This is a genomic window from Telluria sp. ZT3P25 (genome assembly GCF_059685895.1).
Window position 1 is genome coordinate 1,402,463 of the sequence record NZ_JCASIJ010000001.1, and the last position, 25,070, is coordinate 1,427,532.

Sequence of the window (25,070 nt, forward strand, 5' to 3'; positions counted from 1 at the left end):
CGTGCCACCATGCGATATTGAAAACAAGCCGGTTCCATCGAGGACGGGGGCGTTATATAAGAGAGGACACACCATGAATATCGATACCATCGTAAATGAACAGTTCCGCGGCAAGACTTTCCGTGAATTGGCCGACGCACCATTGTCCGCCTTGCGCGGCATCGGCGAGCAGCAAGCCACTGCACTGGCCGATACGCTGGGCGTCAAGACCATCGGCGACCTGGCAAGCCTGCAGGCAGTCACGTTCGCTGTCGCCATCAAGGCGCTCGCTGGCAGCGAGACGTCGTCGAGCAAAGAGCAGGCCGAGCAGACGCTGCTCGATGACGCTGTTGAAATGACGTTCCCGGCCAGCGACCCGATCTCGGTCGATGCCGGCATCACCCGCATCGAAGTGCCGCCCGAGATGGTCGACGCAGCGCGTGATCACCAGAATGCGCGTTCGATCGAAGAGACCAGCACGATTCGCGACTGCCCGCCAGGCGAAAAGCGTTAATCACACGTTGTTGCACACCTGAACAGGTCACGGAGCGAAGGTTCCGTGGCCTGTTTTTGTCAGGGCAGTCAATGTTTGGCCCACACAAGCAAACCGGGGCGCTCGCTTGCGCGAACGCCCCGGTCGGTAGCCAGGTGCAGAGAAGGGTGATCTCAGCGATGCGGCGTTGCCAGTTCCGGGACCGGCGCCCCCAGTGGGGCGCCGGTGGTCTTGGCCGCAGCCTGGCGGTTGGCCGCTGGCGAGCAGAAGCGATTCTTGCCGGCACGCTTGGCTTCGTACAGTGCGTAGTCGGCGATATTGATCAGGGCGTCGACCGATTCGGCATCGTCCGGGTAAATGCTGATACCGATCGAGGTCGACAGGCGCAGCGTCAGGTCGTTGATGAAGAATGGCTCGGACAGGGATTCGACCAGCTTGGCCGCCGGCCCCTGTGCGTCGACCAGGCCGTGAATATCGCCCAGCACAACCATGAATTCATCGCCACCCAGACGGGCAACCGTGTCTTCCTTGCGCGAACTGGCCAGCAGGCGTTGCGAGACGGCTTTCAGGATCTCGTCACCATAGGCATGGCCATAGGTGTCGTTGATCGCCTTGAAACCATCCAGGTCGAGATACATGATCGCGGCCTTGGCATGCGTGCGGTTGGCATGCTGCAGCGCCGTTTCGATGCGGTCTTCCAGCAGGCGGCGGTTTGGCAGGCCTGTGAGGGCGTCGTGCAGCGCCAGCTCCTGCTGCGCTTTCGAGTACTGGGCAAGCTCCTTGTACAGCAGGCGCACCTCCAGCATATTGTGGATGCGCTTGTGCACTTCGAGCAGGTCGAACGGCTTGCTGATGAAATCGCGTGCACCGGCTTCGAGTGCGGCGATCTTGAAGCTTGGCTGCGCCGTCAGTGCCAGGACCGGCAGGTAGCCGCCCTGTTCAATTTCCTTGAGGCCCTTCATGACCTGGAAGCCATTCAAACCCGGCATTTGCAGGTCGAGCAGGATCAGGTCGTAATTATGTTCGCGATGGAGCGGGCAGACCTGCTCCGGCAGCATGGTCGAGCTGACGCAGGTGTAGCCTTCTTCGCGCAATATCTCTTCCATCAGCTCGATATTGTCGGGCGAATCGTCTACCACCAGAATTTTGGCGTTCAAAATGTCTTGTCTGCTCGGCATGCTTATCTCTTTATCGAAACTGGGCGGCGCCCCATTTCGGGGTGGAATCTAACGATACCTTACCTCTAATTAGTGTAGCAAGGACCATAAAATTTCTTGTAGGACAGCGCCGCGTCCGTAGGTAGGAACATCATCGACTAGTGCCGCGTCCGTTTTCGGCAAGCAATCGTACAGCAGGTGGCGTGCTGACCATGCCGATTGCCGTCATCAGTTCGCTCTGTTCGACCGGTTTGGAGACATGGGCCGAGAAACCCGCCTCCAGCGCCCGCAAGCGGTCTTCCGAGCGCGCGAACGCGGTCAGAGCGATGGCCGGCACCAGGCCGCCGGCGTCGCGCGGCAGGGCGCGGACCCAGGCGAGAAACTCGAGACCGTTCACGTCGGGCATGCCCAGATCGCTGATCAGGAGGTCGGGCGGGCTGGCGCGCAGCTGCGCCATGGCGTCCTGCGCGCTGCTGGCCAGGCGCACGTCGGCATGGCAGTCGGACAGGATGCGGGCAATCAGCTCACACGCATCGCGGTCGTCATCCACGACCAGTACCGACATGCCGCGCATGTCACGCACCATCGGCTCCGGCGCGGGCTGCGGGCCGGGGGAGGGTATGCCCAGGTCAGTGCGGATGTCCCCGGTGTCGGCGCCGCGGGCGGACCGGGGCATGCTCGACAACGCCGCTGGCAGCTCGAGCGTGAAGCTGGCGCCAGCGCCAGGCCCGGCGCTCTCGGCGCGCACCGTGCCACCATGCTGTTCGATCAGGTGTTTCACGATCGACAAGCCCAGGCCCAGACCGCCATGGCTGCGCGTCATCGAGGCGTCGCCCTGGCGGAAGCGTTCGAACACGTGCGTGATGAATTCGGGCGCGATGCCCGACCCCGTATCGCGGATCGTGATCGCCACCTGCCCGTCGTGATACCCCAGCTCGATCGTGACCAGCCCGTCACGGGGCGTGAACTTGATCGCATTCGACAGCAGGTTCCAGACCACCTGCTGCAAGCGGCCCGGGTCGCCCGCGACGGACGGGATGGCAACGCCTTCGGGATACCGCCGCTCGATGCGGATACCCTTGGCATCGGCCGCCGGACGCACTGTTTCAATGGCTGCATCGATGAAGCTGCCCGGGGCCAGCGTCTGCATGTCGAGCAGCACCTTGCCCGACGTGATCCGGCTCATGTCGAGCAGGTCTTCGATCAGTTGCGCCTGGGCGCGCGCATTGCGCTCGATCGTCGACAGGCCGCGCTGCAGATCGGCGCCATCGCGGCTGCCGCGACGCAGCACCTGCGACCAGCCAAGAATGGCCGACAGCGGCGTGCGCAGCTCGTGCGACAGCGTGGCGAGGAATTCATCCTTCATCTGGCTGGTGCGCTCGGCTTCGGCGCGCGCTTCGCGTTCGTTCTCGAGCAGCACCTTGCGCTCTTCGGCAGCGCGGCTGGCCACTTCGTACAGGCGGATATTGTCGACCGCGATCGCAGCCTGCGCCGCGATGCCGCTGACGATGCGCTCACTGCGCTCGGTGAAGACGTTCGGTTCCGGGTGCCCGAAGAACATCGTGCCGAGCAACTCGCCGGACCGCGCCATGACCGGCACGGTCAGGTAGCTGCGCACCGCCGGATGATCCCCGGCCAGGCCGAATTGCAAGGCGCCGTCGGCCTTGACCGGATCGGCCGTCAGATCGGCCACGCGCTGCAGGCTGCTCGCGCGCAGGCCAGGACCGAACAGTGCGCTGGCGCCCGGTTCGGCGAAGTCCTGGAACTGGGCCGAGGAGGCGCCCGACAGCGTGTGGAGCAAGTACAGCGTGCCCTCGCCATCCTGGCCATAATGGACAAAGGCGGCGTGGCGCGCGCCGCAGACGCCGCCGGCCACATCGGTGGCCGCCTGCATCACAGAGCGCAGATCGCGCGTCGAGGCCAGCATGCTGCCAGTGCTGTTGAGCAGTTCGAGCACGTGCGACTCGTCGCGTAGTGCCTGCTCGGCGCGCTTGACCTGGTCGACGTCGGTGTTCGTGCCGAACCAGCGCACCACATTGCCGTCACGGTCGTGCACGGCTTCGACCCGCGTCAGGAACCAGCGGAAATTGCCATCGACGCCGCGAATCGGAAATTCCATCTCGAACGCGGCGCCGGTGCGCACCGACTCATCCCAATGTTCGAGCACGGCCGGCAACACGGCCGGGTCGTACACTTTTTGCCAGCCCCAGCCGGTCGATTCTTCGGGCGTGATGCCCGTATATTCGTACCAGCGCTCGTTGAACCAGACAATCGAGCCATCGGGATCGGCCATCCATGCCAGTTGGGGGATTGTATTGGCCAGTGCGCGCAATTCTTCTTCGCTCTGGCGCAGATGGTCGTCGGCAGCGCGGCGGGCGCTGATGTCCTGGGCCATGCCGGTCATGCCCAGCACGCCGCCGCCGTCGACGGCGCTGGCGTAATCGGGGCGGCCGACCAGCGACACGCAGTGCGCCGAACCCCCGGCCAGGTTGCCGGGAGGGAGCAGGCGGCATTCGAGATCGAGGTCGGTGCCCTGCGAAAACGCGGCAAGCACGGCGCGCCGCACGACCTTGCGGTCTTCGCGTTGCAGCCGTTCGCGCAGGCGCGGCCAGGCCAGCGCAACGTCAGCCGGCAGACCGAGAATCTGGGCCGCGCGCGCACCGAACGTGACGCGGTCGGTGGCCGCATCCCAGCGCCAGTCACCCAGGCGGCCGGCGGCAATCGCCAGTTGCAGGCGGTTGTTGTTGTCGATGAGTGCTTGCTGGTCGAGCTTGCGCGCCGTGATGTCCTGGAAATACAGGGTCAGGCCTTCGGGGGAAGGGTAGACCCGCATGTCGAGCCAGGCATTGAGACGGCGGTAATAGAATTCGCGATTGACGGTAACGCGCTGCTCCATCGCGCGCACGCAATCGAAGGCGACCGTCGTGCCGTGCAGGTCTTCGAACTCATCCCACAGCCTGGCCCCGACCAGATCGCCACGCCGCTTGTTGAGCGGCTCGACCATCTGCAGGGCGCGGCCGTTGATGTAGGTGATGTTCCAGTCGCGATCGACTGCGCAAAAGCCGTCGGTGAGGCTTTCGAGCATGTTTTCCATGCGCTCGGTGGCGCGCTGGAGCGCCTCTTGCGCGGCAACCAGATCCTGGCCGGACACGTCGCGGGCAATGCTCATGCCGGCCTCCGGAGGTGGCGCGCGATGCGGCGGGCGTGTTGTGTTGAAGAGTTCATGCCGGGGTTGCCATGCGCCCGAAGCCGGGCAGGATGCGTTTCATTGTAGACCAGCCGGGCGGGTCCGACCCACACTTTGTGAGTGCGGACCGTGGTGCCCTGCGGTCAGCGTCGACCCGGCTGACGCACTACCTTGGCCAGCGCATCCTGCAGCTGGTCGATTTCGTAGGGTTTTTGCAGTGACTGGTACGGGAACTCGAGGTGACGCAGCAGCGTGTCGCCATAGCCCGATGCAAAGATGATCGACAGCGCCGGGTCGTCGTTGATGGCGCGCTGCACCAGTTCGACACCGGACATGCCCGGCAGGCTGACGTCCGAAAACAGCACGTCATAGCGTTGTTGCGAGAGAAGCGTCAGCGCATCGTCCGGATGCGCCACGCCATCGGCTTCGTGGCCGAAGGCCTTGAGCATTTCGCACACCAGGTATTGCGAATCGACGTTGTCTTCAACCACCAGAATGCGCAGACCAGCGTCGTCCACTGCTTCCGCGACCGGTTGCGCGGTGGCCGGGGCCAGCACGATCTGCACGCCGCGCACGGCGCCGGTTTCGTCGCGCACCGGCGACAGGCGCAGGTCGAAACGATTTTCTGCGCTGCCGTCGAGGCGACGGAACGTCAGGGCGGTGTCGGCCAGCACGCCGGCTTCACCGCGCCATGCGGCAGCCAGTGCCGGGCCGGCCGCAGCCAGCGGTGGCGGCATGACCGGCGGCACCGAGCCGCCCGGCACGCGGCCATAGCCTGCACCGGCCAGCGCGGCATACGCCTCGTTGAACACCAGGACCGTTTCCGGTCCCCAGACAAGCAGGGTCGGGAGCGGCGAATTGAGCAACAGATCGCTGCACAGCCGCAGCGGCAGCGGCCAGCGGGCAGCGTCGCCCAGGGCGGTTGCGCTCCAGTCGTAGGAGGCAGTGCTCCGGGCGGAAAGGTCGAAGTCTGGCATGGATTGTTGTAAAAACGAAAATATGGCCGGCATCCTACACCAAACGGCATGCGCCTGCTCGCGCAAACGTGCGCGCTTGCCCACGGTGAGTCACGGCAGGGTGGGCACGTAGATTCAGGTTGGGAACCGGCCAGGTCAGGCGGATAGCGCGCGCCCAATATGGGCAAAAAAAAGCCCACTTCGTGAGAAGCGGGCTGAATCTATTTCCTGGGAGGAGAATAGAGGAGACAGTGCAATCATGCTGCATTGCGTCAAATCAGTCCAATTTATATTACCAATAACCGTCATTGCTTTAATCAATATCCCCGAATCTTGTCAAGCAGAGCGTTGTGGTGTGTGCGCACTTGGTGCGAGCGAGAAAATGTTCTACGATGGCAACTATGCCATTTTCTCCGTTGTCCGCTTGCGTCGTTGCTGCACTGTTATCGACTGCTTATTCCCTTGATGCGCATGCGCATGACGAGCTGGACGCGCAGCCGTCGGCTGCTTCATCGTCTGCTGAGCCGTCATCGGCTGCGCTGTCATGGGCAGACTATTCGCTCGAACAATTGTCCGATATCGCCGTGACATCCGTATCACGTCAGAGCGAGCCGCTGGCGCGCGCGGCAGCGTCGGTGTTCGTGATCAGCGCCGCAGACATTGCCCGCTCGGGCGCGACGACCTTGCCCGAGGTGCTGCGCCTGGCGCCCAATCTTCAGGTGGCCCGCATCAATACCCATGAGTACGCGATCAGTGCGCGCGGGTTCCTGTCGCCCCAGGCCAACAAGCTGCTTGTCATGATCGACGGCCGCAGCGTGTATTCGCCGTTGTTTTCCGGTGTCGTCTGGGAAATGCAGGATGTGGGGCTGGAAGACGTCGCACGCATTGAGGTGGTCAGCGGGCCAGGTGGCACCGTGTGGGGGACGAATGCCGTCAATGGCGTGATCAATATCATCACGCGCAGCGCGGCCGAGACCCACGGCGGCGTGGTCACGGCGTACGCCGGGTCCGACGAACACGGCGCCGGCGTGCGTTATGGCGGACAGTTCAAGAACGGGCCGCACTGGCGCGTGTACGCCAGGCAAGCCCGGATCGGAGCAGAACGCAATGACCCGGCTGGCGGCGCCGACAACCGCATGGCGCGTGAGCAGGCGGGTTTCCGGCTCGACTGGGAAGGCAGCCAGAACGATGTCACGCTCAGCGGCGACATCTATGACGGGCGCCTGCGCAACACGTCCCTGTTGTCGAGCGGGACGATGTCCGGTGCCAATCTGCGGGCAGAGCTCCAGCGCGACCTCGCCGCTGCCGGCCAGCTCCGCCTGCACGCGTGGCTTGACCATACCCGGCGCAACAAGCCGGGCGTGGGCATGCAGCAGGTCGACACGCTCGACATCGAGGCCCAGCATCTGGTGCGCTTCGGTGCGCATGGCGTCACCTGGGGCGGCGGGTATCGCAACAGCCGCGACCAGATCGACGGCGGTCCTGTCTTGCGTTTCACGCCGGCGCACCGCGACCTGCGCTGGTCGCATCTGTTCGTGCAGGATGAATTGACCCTTACCCCCAGCCTGCGCGCCGTGGCCGGGGTGCGCGTCGAGCACAATGTATATACGGGCAGCGAGCTGCTGCCGAATCTGCGGCTGGCATGGGACGCCTCCGAACATGCGACGCTGTGGGCAGCACTGTCGCGTACGGTGCGCGCGCCGTCGCGCATCGACCGCGATCTGTTCGTCATCAACCCGGCGTCGCCGCGTCAATTGCTGATCGCCGGTGGCGCCGACACGGTGGCAGAGACGGCGCGCGTGGCTGAAATGGGATTTCGCGCCCAACCGCTGCCGACGCTGTCGTATTCGGCCACGCTGTTCTATACCGACTTCGAGCGGCTACGTTCCCTGGAGCCGGCAACGCCCGGCATACGGTTGCCATACGTCATCGAGAGCCTGGGCAAGGGCAATCTGCGCGGCATCGAATTCTGGGCCAGCTGGCAGGCCGCGCGTGGCTGGCGTCTGCATGCCGGCGGGGTGCTGCAGGACGTCGACATGGGGCGCGAGCCAGCCAGTCGCGATACCACGGGTTTGTCCGGTTTGGGCGGTAACGACCCCAATCTGACCTGGACGGTGCGCAGCGCGCACGACCTGAGCGAGCGTGTATGGGCGGATTTTTCACTTCGTTACGTCGCGCGGCTGCCGCAGCTGGCCGTGCCAAGTTATCATGAGCTCGACGCGCGAATCGCGTGGCAAGTGCGTCCGGACCTCGAGCTCGCCCTTGTCGGGCGCAACCTGTTGCACGCCAGCCACGCCGAATTCGTCGCAGCAGGCAGTCGCCAGTTGATCGAGCGTACGGTGTTTGCCAGCGCCACGCTGCGTTTTTGACGTGCGAATGGATTTCATGACTATCAACCAACCAGATTGTCTGGAGCGCCGCAAGGCGTGCCGGGCCTTGATGCTGCCGCTGCTGGCCAGCCTCTGCCTGCCCGTGCATGCTGCCGGGGCCGACACTGCGCCGGCGCTCGAACGACGCGTCAAGGCAGCGTTCCTGTACAAGTTCCTGGGCTATGCCGATTTTGCGGCCGGCTCGTTTGCCGACGCGTCTACGCCAGTGAGCATTGGCGTGGTCGGCGCCGACGACATGGCGGCCGAACTGACCCGGATTGCGGCCGGTCGCCTGGTGACCGGCCGCATGATCACGGTGCGCGCGCTGCGCGAGCAGGATCTGGCGCAGCCGCTGCATGTATTGTTCGTCGCCGGCCAGGATGACGCGCGCGCCGCGCGCCTGCTGCGCGCGGCCAATGCGCAGCTGACTGTGACCGAATGCGAAGGTGGGCTGCGTAGTGGCAGCGTCATCAATTTTACGATCATCGACGATCGGGTCCGTTTTGACGTGTCGCTCGATGCGGCGGAAAAGAAGAATGTGAAGCTCAGTTCACGCCTGCTGACGGTGGCGAACCGCGTGCAAAAAGGAGCCTCATGATGTCAATGCACGATACCGGCTCCGTGCGCAGCAAATTGATCCTCATGGCGGTGTCCACGACCGCAGTGGCGTTGCTGTGCGCGGGAATCGCCATGCTGTTGCTCGACCTGCGTACGTTCCAGCGCTACTGGATCGATGACCTCACGACCCAGGCCGACATCGTCGCCAGCGTCACCGCGCCTGCCGTCTCGTTCAACGATCCGGTCGACGTGGCGCAGAGTCTGACCCTGCTGCGGGTGCGCCCGCAGATCGTGGCCGCGGCCGTGTTTACCGCCAACGGCACGCGCTTTGCCACGTATGTGCGCACGGGCGTGAAGGCCAACCTGCCCGAGCGGCCCGAGCCGGCCGGCTACCGCATCGAGCGTGGCGAAGTCGTCCTGTACCACGACATCGTCGAAAATGGCGAGCGGCTCGGCACCGTCTACCTGCGTTCGCGCTACGGCGTGCTGGACCGGGCCCTGAGCTATGGCGCCATTCTTGGCGGCGTGCTGCTGGGGGCGCTGGTGATTGCCGCCGTCGTGGCCTCGCGCCTGCAGGCCTCGATCACCAAACCGCTCGAAGCGGTGACCGACATTGCGCGCCAGGTGATGCTGCGCCGTGACTTCAGCCTGCGCGTGCCGGGGCACGAAAAAGGCGAGATCGGCGTGCTGGTCGAAGCCTTCAATGACATGCTGGCCGAAATCGGCCGCCGCTCGGATGCGCTGCAGACGGCCAACCGCACGCTCGAGCACGAGATGGACGTGCGCCAGAAAGCCGAAGGTGCGCTGCTCCTGGCCGATCGTCGCAAGGACGAGTTCCTCGCGACGCTGGCGCACGAACTGCGCAATCCGCTGGCCCCGATCCGCACGGGTCTGGATATCCTGCGCATCCGCAGCGGCGACGCCCAGGCTACGCAGCGCGCGACCGACATCATGGAACGCCAGCTGCGCCAGATGGTGCGCCTGGTGGACGACCTGCTGGACGTCTCGCGCATCAATACCGGCAAGTTCACGATCAAGATGGGTCGCGTGGAACTCAAGGCCGTCGTCAACGATGCCCTGGAGGTGGTGCGCTCGTACATCGAGCTGCACGGCCATGAGCTGGTGCTTGAATTGCCAGACCGCCCCGTGTTCCTGCATGGCGACGCGACGCGCCTGGCCCAGGTGCTGTCGAACCTGCTCAACAACGCGGCCAAGTACACCAACCGGGGCGGACGCGTCGTGCTCAAAGGTGAAGTGGACGAGAACACGCTGATCCTGGAAGTGGCCGATACCGGCATCGGGCTGGCGCCGGAGATGCTCGACTCGGTGTTCGACATGTTCGTGCAGGTCGACTCGACGCTCGAGCGCAGCAATGCCGGCCTGGGCGTGGGCCTGTCGCTGGCGCGCAAACTCGTCGAACTGCATGGCGGCACGATCACGGCGCACAGCGAAGGCCTCGGCCATGGCAGCCGCTTCGTGGTGCGCCTGCCGATCGTCGTCGAGCCGGAGCCGCCCACCAAGCCGACGCCGGCTGCCTTCATTAGCGCCGAGAGCTACCGCATCCTGCTGGCCGACGACAACGTCGACTTCGTCAACAGCATCGGCGCGTTGCTCACGGCCATGGGCCACAGCGTGGTCATCACGCACAACGGCCCCGACGCGCTGGCGGCTGCGGCGCGGTTCTGCCCGGACTACGCTTTCCTGGATATCGGCTTGCCGCACATGTCGGGTTACGACCTGGCGCGCGGCATCCGCAAGCTGCCGACCGGCGCGCTGACGGTGCTGATCGCGGTCACGGGCTGGGGCCAGGAAAAAGACCGCCAGCTGGCGTTCGAATCCGGGTTCGACCATCACATGGTCAAGCCGGTGCGTTTCGAGCAGATCGAGGAAATCCTGGGCAGCCGCAGCATCATCAAGAAGCTGCGTACCTGAGCGTGCTGCATCATCTGGAGGGCAGGGCGAGCCTGTCCTCCAGGTGACGTGGTGATATCGACGGCAACGTAAAAAACCGGGACGCAAAGAAAAATGGCTCAGAATTTCTTCTGAGCCATTCTCTTGAAACTTTGGTGCGGCTGGCAGGAATCGAACCCACGACCCCTTGGTTCGTAGCCAAGTACTCTATCCAGCTGAGCTACAGCCGCCCGAAGCACGCATTATAGCAGCATGTGCCGGAATGGCAAAGTGTGCCGTATTTCGATGTGCTGGCGTTCAGGGAAATGTGCCCGGCAAGAAACTGATGCGCAAAAGAAAAATGGCTCAGAATTTCTTCTGAGCCATTCTCTTTGAAACTTTGGTGCGGCTGGCAGGAATCGAACCCACGACCCCTTGGTTCGTAGCCAAGTACTCTATCCAGCTGAGCTACAGCCGCCCGAGGCACGCATTATAGCGGGGTGTCGTGATCTTGGCAAATCCGGATTACACGATACTGTTGCCGGTATCGCTGCCGTGTCCGATTCGGCGCAGGGCGTCGATGATCACCGCATCGTTCGGGTTGTTCAGCACCGTTTCCAGCAGCGCCAGCGGCACCAGGTGCACAGCCTGGCTTTCCCACCCCATCAGCGCCGGATTGCCGCCCAGGCGCCGCGCCAGGTAGTAGCGCGTCATCGTCTGCGTGCGCCGGCAATCGACCAGGTGCCGGAGGATCTGCACGCGCAGTCCGGATTCCTCGAACGCTTCGCGGATGGCCGTCGCCTGCAGGCTGATGTCAGGGTCGACGCGCCCCTTTGGGAAGGTCGCGTCATAGCCGCCAAACCCGTTCGACGGCGCGACGGCCCACACGCGGCCATCGTCTTCGACGATCACCACGCCCGCAGCGGGCGCAAACGCCGGCGGCACGACAAAGGGCGGCTCGTCGATCGCAGCCTGCCCGGGGACTGTTTGCCAGGCGGCGTTGCTGACCGGAAGATCGAGCCAGGGTGCAAACGGCACGCTATTCAACGATGGGGGCAGGGTGCCGAGCGGGATCACGGTGGCGATGCTGGCCGGGTCATGCCAGGTGGGGCTGGCGGTTGGCGTTGACGGGCGGGCGAGGCGCACCGGTGCGCCGTGCTCATCGGGTTGGGGATGGAAGGTGGTCATTGTCAGGGGGCGTATTGGGAGAAGCGTGTGACACGAGCCCAAATGCAATAAGGGCACTTCTTGCGAAGTGCCCTTATCTTGAAAAGGTTTGGTGCGGCTGGCAGGAATCGAACCCACGACCCCTTGGTTCGTAGCCAAGTACTCTATCCAGCTGAGCTACAGCCGCCCAATGCGAGCATTATAGCGGGCCGTGAGCATCTTGCAAAGACTGAATATTCACGCGTCGTCATCGATCGACATGGCGCCCAATAAAAAGACGCAGCAGGCACTGCTGGTCAACGACAGCCATGCCGCCTAACGCGTCGTCATCAACAGATAATGTTGACTGCGCCAAGAAAAAAGGCCAGATCTTGCGATCTGGCCCTTCGTATTTTCTGGTGCGGCTGGCAGGAATCGAACCCACGACCCCTTGGTTCGTAGCCAAGTACTCTATCCAGCTGAGCTACAGCCGCCCGAGGCACGCATTATAGCAGCGCCATTTTATTTCTGGAAGTCTCAAATTATTTCACGGCAACAAAGTCATCTGGTAGATTGGCTGCAGCGCACATTGATCGGATGACCATGCCAGGCTTCACCTGGGCCGCCTCCAGCGGCCTGTTTCGTTTCACCTTCTTCCTGCTGCTGGCGCTGGCCCTACCGGTCGACGCCAGCCAGCGGAACCTGCGCTTCGAGCGCCTGTCCGTCGAGGAAGGCTTGTCGCAGCACTCGGTGATGAGCATCCTGCAGGATCGCCAGGGCTTCATCTGGTTCGGTACCCAGGCCGGCCTGCATCGTTACGACGGCTACCGGATCGTCATCTACCGCAATGATGCCAACGATCCCGAGAGCATCCCCGACAACTTCATCTCGGCGTCGTACGAAGATCCGGCCGGTGGCCTGTGGTTCGGCACGAAAGGCGGGCTGGCGCGGCACGATCCGGCGACCGGGCGTTTCGAGCGGTTTGCGCTGACCCAGCCGGGCCGCACCGTCAAGCGTTCGGTGGGCGCGATCGTGCCGGGGCCGGATGGCGCGCTGTGGCTCGCAACCAATGACGGCGTGGTGCGCTTCGATCCGCACACGGGGCAGCAGCGCAACCATGTGGCCGACCCGGACGACGCGGCGAGCCTGCGCGACAACCGTGTCAATGCGCTCGCGTTCGACGGGCGTGGTGCATTGTGGGTCGGCACTGCTGCCGGCCTGGACCGGCTGGACCCGGCAACCGGCCAGGTTGCGCACTTCGCGATGGCGCCGGCCGACGATGCCGAGCGCAATGCCGTGCTGGCGCTGTCGATGGGGCCGCGCCAGACACTCTGGATCGGTACTGCGGGCGGCCTCGAAGCCTGGCGCATCGACGGCGACGTGCCGCAGCGCCGCCGTATCGGCGCGGCCGACGGCATGCATGGCGCGCGGATCCGTACGCTGTACCACGACAGCGGTGCCCAGTTGTGGGTCGGTACCGCGGCCGATGGCCTGAAATGGCTCGATCCGGTCAGTGGCCGCTTTACGGGCTACCGCCATCTGCCGCAGGACCGGCACAGCCTGTCCGACAACCAGGTCTCGGCGGTGCTGGTCGACCGCACCGGCACGCTATGGGTCGGTACGTATTTTGGCGGGATCAACCGCACCGACCTTGCCAGCGGCGGCTTTGCGCGCTTCGGCGAAACGGAAGGCATGGGTCGGGCCAGGGTGCGCGCCATCGTCGACGACCCGGCCGGGCGCCTGTGGCTGGGCACCAGCGGCGATGGCCTGATGCTGCTCGATCCGGCCTCGCGTACGACCCGGCGCTTCGGCAGCGATGCAGTCACCGGCAAGGTCGTCACTGCGCTGGCGCTGGCCGGAGGGCGGCTGTGGATCGGCACGCCCACCGGTCTCGCGTGGCGCGACGCACGCGGCCGCATGGGCCGGGTCGAATTGGGCGTGAGCCCGGGCGCCAGCCATGTGCAGGCGCTGCGCGAGGGCCGCGATGGCACGCTGTGGGTCATGACGCGTGACGGTTTATCGGCCGTCGCGCCGGGCGCCACGAGCGCACGCAACTGGCGCAACGTGCCGGGCAACGCCACTAGCCTGGGCGACAACTACGGCTTCGCCCTGGTCGAAGACCGGCGCGGTGTGCTGTGGATCGGCACCGAATCGGGCCTGGAGCGCTTCGACCCCGCCACCGGCATCTTCAGCCGCTTTCGCCATGATCCGAATGACAATGCCAGCCTGCGCCACAGCCGCGTGTACCACCTGCTCGAGTCCAGGGCCGGTGACCTGTGGGTCGGCACCGCTGGCGGCCTGCACCGGATGGTGCAGGCTGGCGGACGCACGTCGTTTCGCTACTACCCGTTCAGCAGCCTGGATGCGCAGTCGATCGGCGCCATCCTCGAAGACAACGACGGCATCATCTGGGTCAGCACGACCGCCGGCATCACGCGCGTCGATCCGGTCACCGGCCAGACCAAGAGTTATAACGCCAAGGACGGCCTGATCGACGGCGCGTATTTCGTGGGCTCCGGCCGGCACGGTGCCGACGGACAGCTGCACTTTGGCGGCGTGAGCGGCGTCACGTCGTTCAACCCGGTCGACGTGCACGACAACCCGTTCCCGCCGACGGTCGCCATTACCGACCTGCAGGTGCTGAACCGCTCGCGCGGCATCCACAACCTGGCGGCGCAACGCGAGATCACGCTGTCGCACCGCGACAGCGTGATCTCGCTCGAATTCGCGGCGCTGCATTACGCCGACCCGATGGGCAACCTGTACGCCTACCAGCTCGAGGGATTCGACGCCAACTGGGTCAATACCGGCGCCGGCCGGCGCTTTGCCACCTATACCAATCTCGATCCCGGCCATTATGTGTTCCGGGTCCGGGCCAGCAACAAGGATGGGCTCTGGAGCAAGGAGGCAGCCACGCTCGCAATCACGATCACGCCGCCATACTGGAAGACATGGTGGTTCCGTACGCTGGCCGTGGCGCTGGTGGTGACGCTGTCGTATTTCGCTTATCGGCTGCGCATCGGCGCACTCGTGACGCGCCAGGGGCTGCTCGCGCGCGAAGTCGACGCCCGCACCGGGGAGCTGCTGCTGCAGAAAGAAGCGGCCGAACGCGGCAAGCGCGAGGTCGAACGCCAGAAGGAATCGGTCGAGCGCGCGCACCGCAACATCGCGCTGCTGTCCGAGATGGGGCGCATGCTGACCACGAACCTCGACCACGAGGCGATCATGCTGACGCTGTACCAGCATGTCAAGGCGCTGATGGATGCGCCGCTGTTCGGCGTCGCGCTGCGGCACGGCGAGCGCGGCGTGCTCGAGCTGCGGTTCGCGATGGCATTCGGGCGGCGCGAGGCGCCGCGCGAGCGCACCTTCGATCCGGCCCGGCACCTGCTGGCGCGCTGCGTCGACGAGAACCGCGCATTCCTGCTGGCGGACGTGGACGCCGAACTGCGCGCCTGCCTGCCGGACGCCCCGGACCTGGCGGCGGCAGTGGCGCTGGTCGTGCCGGCCAGCGCGCTGCCGATGCCCCGCTCGCTGCTGTGCGTGCCGGTGACTGCAGGTGAGCGCGTACTGGGCGCACTGACCGTGCAAAGCCTGGAGGCGGGCGCCTACGGCCAGGTCCACCTCGACATGCTTGGCACCCTCGCTGCCTACGTCGGCGTGGCGATGGACAATGCCGAAGCCTACGCGCGCCTGAAAGAAACGCAGGTGCAACTGGCGGCGCAGGAACGCCTGGCGTCACTGGGTTCGCTCGTGGCCGGGGTGGCGCACGAACTCAATACGCCGATCGGCAACAGCCTCTTGATGGCCAGCACGCTGCAGGAGCGCACGCACGCGGTAGCGGCGCAGTTCGAGGCGACCACGCTCAAGCGCTCGGATCTGGCCGACTACATGGGGGCGGCGCGCGACGCGTCGCAACTGATCGTGCGCAGCCTGCACAATGCGGCCGAACTGGTAAGCAGCTTCCGGCAGGTCTCGGTCGACCAGGCCAGTTCCCAGCGGCGCCGCTTCGACCTGGCCCAGGCCTGCCACGAAATCGGCGCGACGCTGATGAATACGGTGCGGCTAGGCGGGCACCGGTTCGACATCGACGTACCGTCCGGGATTGCGATGGACGGCTTTCCCGGGCCGCTGGGCCAGGTGATCATCAACTTCGTCAACAACGCGATGCTGCACGCCTTCGATGGCCCGGGCGGCGTCATGACGCTGACGGCGCTGGAAACCGATGGGCGCGTCGCGCTCACGTTCCGCGACGACGGCTGCGGTATCGACGCGGCCCACCTGGGCCGCATCTTCGATCCGTTCTTCACGACACGCATGGGACAGGGCGGCACTGGCCTGGGACTGAACATCGTCTACAACATCGTGACCACGCTGATGGGCGGGACAATCCGCGTGGTCAGTTTGCCGGAGGCCGGCACCGCCTTCCTGCTCGAACTGCCGCAGAAAGCACCCGACGCCCTGGCGCCCACGGGCGCGCCCGCATCCTAGACGACGTTGGTCGGCGTGCCGGCGTGCCAGGCTTCGATATTATCGACCAGCATGTCGGCCAGCGTCTGCATCGCACCGAAGCTGGCCCACGCAATGTGTGGCGTGAGCAGGAAGTGCGGCAGGCGCAGGCGCAGTAGCGGGTTGTTCGAGCCGGGCGGCTCTTCGCTCAGGACATCGAAGCCGGCGGCGATCCGGCCTTCCATCAGCACATTGGCCAGCGCTGCCTCGTCGACCAGGCCGCCGCGCGCCGTGTTGATCAACAGCGCGCCGGGCTGCATCAGACCGAGCTCGCGCGCCCCGATGATATGGCGCGTCGCATCCGAGAGCGGCAGGTGCAGGCTCACGACCTGCGAGGTGGCCAGCAATTCGTCCAGCGGCAGTTCGGTGACGCTCGAATCGGTGATCGGCGAGCGCGAGGTGGCAACGACGTCCATGCCAAAAGCGCGTGCGATGCTGGCCACTTGCCGGCCCAGTGCGCCGTAGCCGACGATGCCCAGGCGCGTGCCGGCCAGGTCGCCGATCGGGTGGTCGAGCAGGCAGAAGCGGCTCGAGGTTTCCCACTTGCCCGCCTCGACGTCGGCCGCGTAGGCGCGCAGGTTGCGGCGCAGCGCCAGGATCAGCGTGAAGCAGTGCTCGGGCACCGACACCAGCGAATAATTGCGGATGTTCGCCACCACGATGCCGGCCGCGCGGCAGGCCGCCAGATCGACATTGTCGGTGCCGGTCGCGGCGACGGCGACCATCTTCAGGTCGGGCAGGCGGGCAATGGCATCGGCCCGTAGCGGCACCTTGTTGGTGATCGCCACGGTGGCGCCGGCCAGACGTGCCACGACATCCTCGGTGGCGGTGGCGGCATGGTCCTCCCATGCGTGTTCGAAGGCGGGCACGCGAACATTGGCGCGCAGGCTGTCACGGTCGAGAAAAACGATTCGCTGCATGGGGTCCTTTCGCGATTGGCGGCTTGCTGTAATCATAGCAGCCCCTGTCAGCGTGAGTTGCCGTACAGTCTGCGGCGCACTACCGGGCTACGCTGGCAATCATCGAATTTCCCAGAGGTTGCCATGACGGACGCGCTCAAAGCCTACAAAGCCAAACGCAATTTCGATATCACGACCGAGCCGGCCGAGGGCGGGGAGGCGGGGCAGGACGTGCTGACCTTCGTGATCCAGAAGCACTGGGCCAGCCGCCTGCACTACGACTTCCGGCTCGAACTCGACGGCACGATGAAAAGCTGGGCCGTGCCGAAAGGCCCCAGCTACGACACGCACGACAAGCGCATGGCCGTGGAGGTCGAGGACCACCCGATCTCGTACTCGGATTTCGAAGGCACGATCCCGGCCAAGCAGTACGGCGCTGGCAAGGTGATCATCTGGGACAAGGGCACCTGGGAGCCGCTGGAAGACCCGCGCGCGGGCTTTGCCAAGGGCAGCATCAAGTTCGCGCTGCACGGTCACAAGATGCACGGCCGCTGGACGCTGGTGCGGATGAAGGGCCGTGGCGAAAAGCAGCCGCCCTGGCTGCTGATCAAGGAGAAGGACGATTACGCACGTCCGGCCGCCGAATTCTCGCTGGTCGACGAACTGCCTGACAGCGTGAAGGCGTTGCCGATGCCCAAGCGGGCCGCGCAGAAGGTCGAGGCGCTGCGCGAAGAAGCGAAGGCGGCGCCTGCAAAGAAAGCACCCGTCAAAAAAGCGGCAGCAAAGAAGGCGCCGGCAAAGCGCGCCACGACAAAGGACGCCAAGTCGCCGCTTCCCGCCAAATTCTCGCCCGAACTGGCCACGCTCGTCGACGCACCGCCCCCCGACCCCGAAAACTGGCTGTTCGAAGTCAAGTTCGACGGCTACCGCATGCTCGCCCGCATCGAGGACGGCGCCGTGCGCCTGATCACGCGCAACGCCAACGACTGGACCGACAAGCTCACGCCACTAAGGGAAGAGCTGGAACGCATGGCGCTGCCCGACGGCTGGTACGACGGCGAAATCGTCGTGCACGACGACGATGGCAAGCCCGATTTCGGCCTGCTGCAGGCGGCATTCGATGGCAACGGCGCCGTCGACATCGATTACTTCCTGTTCGATGTGCCGTATTTTGACGGCCACGACCTGCGCGAGATGCCGCTGGTCGACCGGCGCACGGTGCTCGAACAGGTGCTCAAGAAAGCCAGATCCGACAAGGTGCGGTTTTCCGCCGAATTCGGCGCCAACCCCGACGAACTGATCGTCGCCGCCTGCAAGATCGGCCTCGAAGGCGTGATCGGCAAGCGGCGCGACGCGCGCTATGTGTCGCGCCGCTCGCCCGACTGGATCAAGCTCAAATGCGGCCGGCGCCAGGAATTCGTCATCGGCGGCTACACCGACCCGAAAGGCGCGCGCACCGGCATCGGCGCGCTGCTGCTCGGGGTCCATGACGAAGACGGCGTGCTGCGCTACGCCGGCAACGTCGGCTCGGGTTTCAACCATTCGACCCTGACCAGCATCGCGGAACATCTCGAGGCGTTGCGCACTGACACGAGCCCGTTCCCGCCGCGCGCCGTACCGGGGCGCGCGCACCACTGGGTCAAGCCGGTGCTGGTGGCGGAAGTGAGTTTCTCGGACTGGACGAGCGGCGGTGCCGTGCGCCATCCGGTGTTCCAGGGGCTGCGCAAGGACAAGCCGGCCAAAAACATCACCCGCGAGCAGGCGCTCCCGGTGGAGGACGTCGCTGCCGATGACGAGCCGGTGGCCGCGCAGGGCAAATTGCCCGCGTCGCTGAAGATCACCAATGGCGAGCGCGTGATCGACAAGGCGACCGGCGCCACCAAGCTGGCGCTGGTGCGTTATTACGCGTTGGTGGGCGACCTGATGATGGAACACCTGAAAGGGCGCCCGGTTTCGCTCGTGCGCGCGCCGGAGGGCGTAGGCGGCGAACTGTTTTTCCAGAAGCACGTCGATGTGCGCAAGATGCCAGGCCTGCGCGACCTGGACCAGGCGCTCGACCCGGAACACCCACCGATGCTGGAGGTGGCCACGCCGCTGGGCATCCTGTCATCGGCGCAGTGGAACGTGGTGGAGATCCATACCCAGAATGCATTCAAGGGCAGTTACCAGAAGCCGAACCGGATGGTATTCGACCTCGATCCGGGCGATGGCATCAAGTGGCCCGAGATGCAGGAAGCAGCACAGCTGATGCATGCCTTCCTGGACGAACTGGGTTTGCCGGCGTTCCTGAAAACCAGCGGCGGCAAGGGCTTGCATGTTGTGGTGCCGATGAAGGGTAACCACGACTGGGACACGGTCAAGCGCTTCTCGCAGGCGATCGTGCACCACATGGCGCAGACGTTGCCGGAGCGCTTTGCCTTCAAAAGCGGGCCAAAAAACCGGGTGGGGAAGATCTTCATCGATTACCTGCGCAACGGGCAGGGCGCGACGACGGTGGCCGCATGGTCGGCGCGTTCGCGCCCGGGCCTGGGGATTTCGGTGCCGCTGGGCTGGGATGAGCTGGACAGGCTGACGTCGAGCGACCAGTGGACGATCGCCAATGTGCACGAGCGGCTCGATGTCGGGAATACGCCGTGGCAGGACTACGCCACGGCGGCGAAGACACTGACCAAGGCGATGAAGCAGCTCGGGTTCGTGCCCTGAAGGTGTGGGCGGGCGCGGTGCCCTAGGCTTCGTTCCGGAAGATGCCGCGCACGTTCATCGCCAGCAGCGCAACCTGCAGCGCGATGAGCGCCCAGGCTTCGTCGTGCCAGCCCCAGACGATCCACAGCACGTTGCTGAAGATGAAGGTCCAGAATCCCAGGATGCGGCGCTCGGCGCGCTTGGCGCCGACCAGGTAGGCGGCAATCAGGCTGACGGCCATCGCAGGCCATTGGAGGAAGTCGATGAATCCGTCCATCCTCACGCCGCCTTCTTGCGCGCAGGCGCCCTGGTGCCTGACTTGGCCGCCGCCGCCTTCTTGGCCGGTGCCTTGGCTGCCGGTTTGGCCAAAGACTTGGTGGCCGTGGCACGGGCCCCTGACGTCGCTGCCGCCTTGCGCGCACGTGGAGGTGGCTGGTCATCCTCGCTGTCCTCGTCGTCGGCCGGTTTGCGCGACTGGCGCGGTGGCGGATCGTCGTCATCATCATCGTCGTCAAGCGCCGCCAGCGCCGCCTTGGCCGGCTTCTTGCCAAGACTGGCCTGGAGCAGCGCGACCAGGTCGATGACCTTGCCAGTCGTGCGCTTTTCTTTTTCCGGCTCGGGCTGGGTGATGGTCTTGGTCTGCTTCGCCTTGATCTTCTTCTTGACCAGGGCCAGCACGTCTTCGCGGTAACTGTCGTGGTACTGCGCTGGCGCCCAGTCTTCGCTCATGCCCTCGACCAGGGCCATCGCCATCTTGAGTTCCTTGACGGTGACGGACGCCGTCTTCGAATTGGGCGACGGGATCTTGAGTTCGCCCGCGTCGCGCATTTCGTCCGGGTAGCGCAGCGTATTGAGCACGATCGTGTCGCCCACGCAGATCAGCGCCGCCAGATGCTGCTTGACGCGGATGACCACGTGCGCGATGCCGATCTTGCCCGCTTCGCGCAGCGTTTCGCGCAGCAGCGCATAGACTTTCGCGCCGCCCTTGCCGGGTGCCAGGTAATACGGCTGGTCGTAGTAGATCAGCGGCACATCGCCGGCATCGACGAAGGCCTGGATATCGATCGTCTGCGTCGCTTCCGGATTGGCGCGGCGCAGGTCTTCGTCCGACAGCACGACATACTCGCCATCCTCGTATTCGTAGCCCTTGACGATGTCGTCCCACACGACTTCCTTGCCATTGCCCTTGTTGTAGCGTTTGAACCCCACCGGCGAAAAATCACGCCGGTCGAGCATCGTCAGGTCCAGCCCCTTGGTCTCGACCGCAGGGTACATATCGACCGGAATGTGGACCAGTCCGAAACTGATCGCGCCCTTCCACATGCTGCGTGCCATTGCCTGCTCCTCGTTCTGCGGACGTTATTCGCCAACCACGCCGGTGACCGGCAACACGATGCCCGTGATGTACCCCGAACAGACGGGTGAGGCCAGGAACACATAGGCTGGCGACAGTTCTTCGGGTTGGGCCGGGCGCCGGTAGTCGGTGCTGGCGCCGAACTCGGTGATGTCGTCCGGGCCCTTGTCGGCGGGGTTCAGTGGCGTCCAGACAGGGCCTGGCGCCACCGCGTTCACGCGGATGCCCTGGTCGAGCAGGCTGCCGGCCAGCGACATCGTGAACGCGTGGATCGCGCCCTTGGTCGACGAATAGTCGATCAGCTTGGACGAGCCTTTCAGGCCCGTGACCGAGCCGGTATTGATGATCGACGCGCCACGCTTGAGGTGCGGCACGACGGCCTTGGCCATGTGGAAGTAGCCGAAGATATTGGTGCGGAAGGTTTCTTCGAACCGTTCTTCGGTGATATCGAGGATCGAATCGGCGTGCTCCTGGAATGCGGCGTTGTTGACCAGGATGTCCAGCCGGCCGAATGCCTTGAGTGTCTGCTGCACGGCGTCGTTGCAGAATGCCGGATCCTTGACGTCGCCCGCGATCGTGATGCAGCGGCGGCCTTCGGCTTCGATGCAGCGCCTGGTTTCTGCCGCATCGACGTCTTCGTTCAGGTACATGACGGCGACATCGGCGCCTTCGCGTGCGAACAGCACCGCCACCGCGCGTCCGATGCCCGAGTCGGCGCCGGTGACGATGGCGGCCATGCCTTCGAGCTTGCCGCTGCCTTTGTAGCCCTCGGCCATGAATTTCGGCTTGCTTTCCATATCGGCTTCGAGGCCCGGCTTGGCCAGGTGCTGCGCCGGCATCGGTGGCGCCGGCTGGTTGACGCCAGTCTGGACAGCGTCTTTACTGTCGGATTCGGTCTTGCCGGCGTCGCGTGCATCCTGCTCTTGCTGGATGGCGCGCTGTTTCGCTGCCACGTCGTCTTGATGTGCCATGGTGATTCTCCCGTGAGTATGGATTCGTTCAAGAGAGTATTCGGTGCACACCGTGGTACGACGGTGCGCTCCCACACACAGGACGACAATTGCTATGCTTGGCACGCCCGCTTATGGCAAACTTGCTTTGCAGCCATGCCGGCACGGTGCGGCTGGACTCAATCTGGAGAATCAACATGCATCAAGAAGACGGCGCGCGTGACGACTTTACCTGCGTCTTCGTCAATCCGGTCGGCCAGCGCCGGGCCGACTTTCAGCACGGCTGCGATGGCATGTTTGCCAACCTGCGCGTGGCCGCCGGCGCAGAGCAGGCGCGCGGCCTGCTGGTACGCGAACCTGCCGACCTGCTCGTGCTGGATCTCGAACGCTGCGATCTTGGCGTCGATCTGCCGTCGCTGGGGGCCTTGATCGGCGCGCGCGCCGGAGCGCCGGTGCTGGTGCTGTGTCCTTTCACGAACGCGCGCTGGCTGCCGGCGCTGATGGCGTTCGGGCCACTCGACTACGCGATCGGTCCGCTGCGCGCGCAGCAAACGCGCGCGCTGCTGGCCGCGCGCATGCGCACCGGCTTTGCCGTGGCAACGCCAGCTGCGCCCACGCCGATCGAAACTGAACTGCGCACGCTGCTCGCGCTGCGTACCGCCTGCCAGCAGGCGTTGGACGACGCCGACGACAGCGCCCGCTTTGCCGCGCGCCTGTGCGCAGCGCTGTCCGGCTGGCCGGGCGTCGTGCATGTGGCGCTGTTCCAGCATCGCGACGGCGACCTGCATCTCGAGGGCGAGCAGGGCGCCGCTGGCCTGCATCTGGCGGCGCTGCTCGAGCACGAGGGCAGGCTCTTGCCGTCGCCGCTGCGCCATGCGTTCCCGGGGTTGCTTGCGGCATCGACCGGCGAGCTGACGCTGGTCGATGCGCTCGACACGCTTGCTGACCCGGCGCTTGCCGCGCGCCTGGAAGCGTTTGGTGCACGCATGGTCGTCGGCGTGCCGGTCCCGGGGCAGGGGCCGGGCGGGCCCATGGGTTCCCTGTGCCTGCTGTTTAGCGACGCGCGGCCGCTCTCTCTGGCGCAGTTGCAGGCGCTGGACGCCCTGGCCGGGCTGGCCGCCCACGGCCTGCGCATGGCCGAGGCCTCGCGCGAGAACGAGGCGTTGCTGGCGCGCGTCACGCACCTGGCCTCGACCGACGCCCTGACCGATCTGGCCAACCGGCGCCATGGCGAAGCCTTGCTGGAGCAGGAGATCAAGCGCGCACGCCGCTACCGGCTGCCGCTCGCGCTGATCGCTTTCGATATCGACCGCTTCAGCCATATCAACGATACCTTCGGTCATCCGGTGGGCGACCTCGTGCTGCGCACGGTGGCCGACACGGCGCGCGCGCTGCTGCGTGCCAGCGACGTGCTGGTGCGCTCGGGCGGCGAGGAATTCCAGGTCATCGCGTCGCACACGAGCGCCATCGACGCGCTGAAGATGGCCGAGAAGCTGCGCGCGGCAATCGAACAGGTGGAAATACCCGGTTGCGACCACGTGACGATCAGCCTCGGCGTAGCCCAGCTGGGCGAGGGCGAAAGCGGCGACTCGATGGCGGTGCGTACCCACGCCGCATTGGCGCGCGCCAAACGGGCCGGCCGCAACTGCATCGAGCTGGCGATGTCCTGACGCGTTCAGGTGCAGCGCGCACCTTCGCGGTGCGCGTCGCTTGCAAAATAGTCGTCCCGCGCCACGTAAGGACGCTGGCACGCATCGTGCTGTTTCATCAAGCATGCGCGATTGCACCCCCACCGATGCACCCACCGTCTTTCCTGCCTGGCAAGCCAGCCTGGCGCTGGGTTTCGTGCGCGATGGCGATACGACGCGTCTCGTGCGCCGCACGCACTGCGGCCCGCTGCGTGTGCAGAAGGCGCTGTATCCGGAAGGCCCTGGCGCCTGCCACGTGATCGTCGTGCACCCGCCGGGTGGCGTGGTCGGGGGCGACCGGCTCGAGATCGACGTCGACGCCGGCCCCGCTTGCAACGTGCTGGCCACCAGTCCCGGCGCGGCCAAGTGGTACCGCGCGAACGGCCGCGTGTCGCAGCAGGCGGTGCGCCTGCGGGTTGGCGCGGGCGCTGCCATCGAGTGGCTGCCGCAGGAAACCATCTTCTATGACGCAGCAAGCGTCGACCTGGAACACGACGTCGATCTGGCTGCCGGCAGCATCTATATCGGCAGCGAAGTGCTGTGCTTCGGTCGCGTGGCCGCCGGCGAAGCGTTTGCGCGCGGACGGATACGCCAGCGCACGCGGATCCGCCAGGAGGGCCACCTGCTGTGGTGGGAGCAGGGCATCCTGACCCCGGACCGCATCGCCAGTCCCCTCGGCATGCGCGGCCACGCCGTGTGCGCGACCTTTCTTGCCGTCGGTCGGCCCGTGCCCCCGGCGCTGCAGGCGCGCGTGCGCGCGCTCGACCCGCAACTGGCGTCGAGCCAGGTGAAGTCGGTGTTCGTTGCGCGCTTTCTCGGCGACGACGGCGAAGCGGCGCGCGCCGTCATGGCCCAGGTGTGGGCATTGCTGCGGCCCCACCTGCTCGAGCGCCCGGCGTGCCCGCCGCGTATTTGGCGCACCTAGACTGGCTCACCTGGAACGGACCCGCCCATGGACCTGACGCCCCGCGAAAAAGACAAGCTGCTGATCTTTACTGCTGCGCTGCTGGCTGAACGCCGGCGTGCGCGCGGCCTCAAGCTGAATTATCCGGAAGCGGTGGCCCTGATCACGGCTGCCATCATGGAAGGCGCGCGCGATGGCCGCAGCGTGGCCGAGCTGATGAGCGAAGGCACGAGGATCCTCGCGCGCGCCGACGTAATGGAGGGCGTGCCCGAAATGATCCCCGATATCCAGGTCGAGGCGACGTTCCCGGACGGGACCAAGCTCGTAACCGTCCACCATCCGATCCCCTAGC

Annotated in this window: 17 protein-coding genes and 4 tRNA genes; 9 read left to right on the forward strand and 12 right to left on the reverse strand. The window is 65.4% G+C overall.

Going from position 1 to position 25,070, the window contains the following annotated elements; all coding sequences use genetic code 11:
* Positions 1–73: 73 nt before the first annotated feature.
* Positions 74–493: a hypothetical protein gene (locus AC56LY_RS06440; protein ID WP_499577567.1), complete on the forward strand. Its 420-nt coding sequence runs from the start codon at positions 74–76 to the stop codon at positions 491–493.
* Positions 494–645: 152 nt separating this feature from the next.
* On the opposite strand, the gene AC56LY_RS06445 is transcribed toward AC56LY_RS06440, so the two are convergent.
* The 3 genes from AC56LY_RS06445 to AC56LY_RS06455 all read right to left on the reverse strand — a co-directional run bounded on the left by AC56LY_RS06445 (position 646) and on the right by AC56LY_RS06455 (position 5,793).
* Complete coding sequence (locus AC56LY_RS06445; RefSeq protein WP_499577569.1) at positions 646–1,650, reverse strand: response regulator; 1,005 nt, start codon at positions 1,648–1,650, stop codon at positions 646–648.
* Positions 1,651–1,780: 130 nt separating this feature from the next.
* On the reverse strand, positions 1,781–4,798 hold the full coding sequence (locus tag AC56LY_RS06450; RefSeq protein WP_499577572.1) for an ATP-binding protein: 3,018 nt from the start codon (positions 4,796–4,798) through the stop codon (positions 1,781–1,783).
* 161 nt (positions 4,799–4,959) lie between these two features.
* The gene (locus AC56LY_RS06455; RefSeq protein WP_499577574.1) at positions 4,960–5,793 is read right to left on the reverse strand and encodes a response regulator; all 834 of its coding nucleotides are present in this window, start codon (positions 5,791–5,793) and stop codon (positions 4,960–4,962) included.
* Positions 5,794–6,173: 380 nt separating this feature from the next.
* Here AC56LY_RS06455 and AC56LY_RS06460 point away from each other — a divergent pair, with 380 nt between their 5' ends.
* From AC56LY_RS06460 to AC56LY_RS06470, 3 genes are read left to right on the forward strand one after another with little or no spacing between them, the layout of a single operon-like run.
* Positions 6,174–8,141: a TOL_0244 family TonB-dependent receptor gene (locus AC56LY_RS06460; protein WP_499577576.1), complete on the forward strand. Its 1,968-nt coding sequence runs from the start codon at positions 6,174–6,176 to the stop codon at positions 8,139–8,141.
* A gap of 16 nt (positions 8,142–8,157) precedes the next feature.
* Positions 8,158–8,739: a TOL_0243 family YfiR-like periplasmic protein gene (locus AC56LY_RS06465; RefSeq protein WP_499577577.1), complete on the forward strand. Its 582-nt coding sequence runs from the start codon at positions 8,158–8,160 to the stop codon at positions 8,737–8,739.
* A complete protein-coding gene (locus AC56LY_RS06470) occupies positions 8,736–10,631 on the forward strand; it encodes a sensor histidine kinase, YfiR-like protein-associated (protein ID WP_499577580.1) in 1,896 nt (631 codons plus the stop codon). The genes AC56LY_RS06465 and AC56LY_RS06470 overlap by 4 nt, the downstream gene beginning before the upstream one ends.
* Before the next feature lie 132 nt (positions 10,632–10,763).
* Here the strand turns inward: AC56LY_RS06470 and AC56LY_RS06475 are convergent.
* The 5 genes from AC56LY_RS06475 to AC56LY_RS06495 all read right to left on the reverse strand — a co-directional run bounded on the left by AC56LY_RS06475 (position 10,764) and on the right by AC56LY_RS06495 (position 12,229).
* Positions 10,764–10,840: transfer RNA gene (locus AC56LY_RS06475), tRNA-Arg, on the reverse strand.
* 150 nt (positions 10,841–10,990) lie between these two features.
* Positions 10,991–11,067 (reverse strand) — tRNA-Arg (locus AC56LY_RS06480).
* 47 nt (positions 11,068–11,114) lie between these two features.
* Entirely contained in the window at positions 11,115–11,777 is a 663-nt protein-coding gene (locus tag AC56LY_RS06485; protein WP_499577583.1) for an NUDIX hydrolase, read from the reverse strand.
* 89 nt (positions 11,778–11,866) lie between these two features.
* A tRNA-Arg gene (locus AC56LY_RS06490) sits at positions 11,867–11,943 on the reverse strand.
* Positions 11,944–12,152: 209 nt separating this feature from the next.
* Positions 12,153–12,229: transfer RNA gene (locus AC56LY_RS06495), tRNA-Arg, on the reverse strand.
* A gap of 109 nt (positions 12,230–12,338) precedes the next feature.
* Between AC56LY_RS06495 and AC56LY_RS06500 the strand changes: the two genes are divergently transcribed.
* A complete protein-coding gene (locus AC56LY_RS06500) occupies positions 12,339–16,223 on the forward strand; it encodes a sensor histidine kinase (protein WP_499577585.1) in 3,885 nt (1,294 codons plus the stop codon).
* Here the strand turns inward: AC56LY_RS06500 and AC56LY_RS06505 are convergent.
* On the reverse strand, positions 16,220–17,161 hold the full coding sequence (locus AC56LY_RS06505; protein ID WP_499577586.1) for a D-2-hydroxyacid dehydrogenase: 942 nt from the start codon (positions 17,159–17,161) through the stop codon (positions 16,220–16,222). The genes AC56LY_RS06500 and AC56LY_RS06505 overlap by 4 nt on opposite strands.
* Positions 17,162–17,284: 123 nt before the next feature.
* Here AC56LY_RS06505 and ligD point away from each other — a divergent pair, with 123 nt between their 5' ends.
* A complete protein-coding gene (gene ligD, locus AC56LY_RS06510; protein ID WP_499577588.1) occupies positions 17,285–19,843 on the forward strand; it encodes a DNA ligase D in 2,559 nt (852 codons plus the stop codon).
* Positions 19,844–19,865: 22 nt separating this feature from the next.
* Here the strand turns inward: ligD and AC56LY_RS06515 are convergent, their stop codons facing one another.
* The 3 genes from AC56LY_RS06515 to AC56LY_RS06525 are packed head-to-tail and all read right to left on the reverse strand — an operon-like array spanning position 19,866 to position 22,147.
* On the reverse strand, positions 19,866–20,099 hold the full coding sequence (locus AC56LY_RS06515) for a hypothetical protein (protein WP_482898439.1): 234 nt from the start codon (positions 20,097–20,099) through the stop codon (positions 19,866–19,868).
* Positions 20,100–20,101: 2 nt separating this feature from the next.
* Entirely contained in the window at positions 20,102–21,157 is a 1,056-nt protein-coding gene (ku, locus tag AC56LY_RS06520; protein WP_499577591.1) for a non-homologous end joining protein Ku, read from the reverse strand.
* Between the two features lie 24 nt (positions 21,158–21,181).
* Positions 21,182–22,147 (reverse strand): SDR family oxidoreductase, encoded by a 966-nt coding sequence (locus AC56LY_RS06525; RefSeq protein WP_499577595.1) that lies wholly within the window; start codon positions 22,145–22,147, stop codon positions 21,182–21,184.
* A gap of 176 nt (positions 22,148–22,323) precedes the next feature.
* On the opposite strand from AC56LY_RS06525, the gene AC56LY_RS06530 reads away from it, so the two are divergent.
* From AC56LY_RS06530 to AC56LY_RS06540, 3 genes are all read left to right on the forward strand, one after another.
* On the forward strand, positions 22,324–23,796 hold the full coding sequence (locus AC56LY_RS06530) for a GGDEF domain-containing protein (RefSeq protein ID WP_499577600.1): 1,473 nt from the start codon (positions 22,324–22,326) through the stop codon (positions 23,794–23,796).
* A gap of 103 nt (positions 23,797–23,899) precedes the next feature.
* Complete coding sequence (locus AC56LY_RS06535; protein WP_499577603.1) at positions 23,900–24,739, forward strand: urease accessory protein UreD; 840 nt, start codon at positions 23,900–23,902, stop codon at positions 24,737–24,739.
* 27 nt (positions 24,740–24,766) lie between these two features.
* The gene (locus AC56LY_RS06540; protein WP_499577604.1) at positions 24,767–25,069 is read left to right on the forward strand and encodes an urease subunit gamma; all 303 of its coding nucleotides are present in this window, start codon (positions 24,767–24,769) and stop codon (positions 25,067–25,069) included.
* The last annotated feature ends 1 nt before the right edge of the window (position 25,070 follow it).